A 981-nucleotide genomic window follows, 5' to 3' on the forward strand; every position below is an offset into this window, starting at 1 on the left:
AGTCGGTGAGGTAACCGCAAGGAGCCAGCCGCCGAAGGTGGGGTAGATGATTGGGGTGAAGTCGTAACAAGGTAGCCGTATCGGAAGGTGCGGCTGGATCACCTCCTTTCTATGGAGAATCGTCTTCTGCAACGAAGACATTCAAATACAAATCAGGTTTAGGCCTGTTACTCACTCGTTGGTCAGTTTTGAGAGTTCAACTCTCAAGCGTTTGGCGACGATGGCGGAGGGGTTCCACGCGTACCCATCCCGAACACGACCGTTAAGACCTCCAGCGCCGATGGTACTTGGACCGAAGGGTCCTGGGAGAGTAGGACGTTGCCAAGCGCAACCCATTATTGGGTTCACAAAATCATATTACTGTTATGGGCCCTTAGCTCAGCTGGTTAGAGCGCACCCCTGATAAGGGTGAGGTCGGTGGTTCGAGTCCACTAGGGCCCACCATTTATATCCCATAACGAACGCTTTTTGGGATGTGCATGGGGCCATAGCTCAGCTGGGAGAGCGCCTGCCTTGCAAGCAGGAGGTCAGGAGTTCGATCCTCCTTGGCTCCACCATAATAATATCACTTCCATTACTTACCGGTTGAACGGTAAGGTGGGAAATGATATGATAATCTTCCGCCGGTAAAACGGCGAAGGAACTTGATCCTTGAAAACTGGATAAACGAAACGAAATTTGCGTTTTAGAACAATCCTTTTAGCTGAAAACTTGTGTCAAATCAAGTTTGAACTAATAGTGGCTAGCGAAGGTTTTGTGGCTGGGGATCATTTGAGAGCACGTGAGCAAGCTTGCTGAGGCAAGCGATGCAAAACGGCGAACAAGAGAGCACCAGACGCAACAACCAGAGCAACATGGTTAAGCTACTAAGAGCACACGGAGGATGCCTAGGCGCTAGGAGCCGAAGAAGGACGTGGCGAACAACGAAACCGCCTCGGGGAGCTGTAAGCAAGCTTTGATCCGGGGATATCCGAATGGGGC

The 981-nt window shown here is 51.1% G+C and carries 2 tRNA genes and 3 rRNA genes; all 5 read left to right on the top strand.

The window, feature by feature from the left end:
• Positions 1-109: ribosomal RNA gene (locus ACFQ3W_RS25970) — 16S ribosomal RNA — on the top strand; the annotation flags it as partial.
• A 101-nt stretch (positions 110-210) separates the two neighbouring features.
• Positions 211-327 (top strand): 5S ribosomal RNA (gene rrf, locus ACFQ3W_RS25975).
• Positions 328-367: 40 nt separating this feature from the next.
• Positions 368-444: transfer RNA gene (locus ACFQ3W_RS25980), tRNA-Ile, on the top strand.
• 37 nt (positions 445-481) lie between these two features.
• Positions 482-557 (top strand) — tRNA-Ala (locus ACFQ3W_RS25985).
• A gap of 299 nt (positions 558-856) precedes the next feature.
• A 23S ribosomal RNA gene (locus ACFQ3W_RS25990) occupies positions 857-981 on the top strand; the annotation flags it as partial.

The organism is Paenibacillus puldeungensis (assembly GCF_042678945.1).
GTDB lineage: Bacteria > Bacillota > Bacilli > Paenibacillales > Paenibacillaceae > Fontibacillus > Fontibacillus puldeungensis.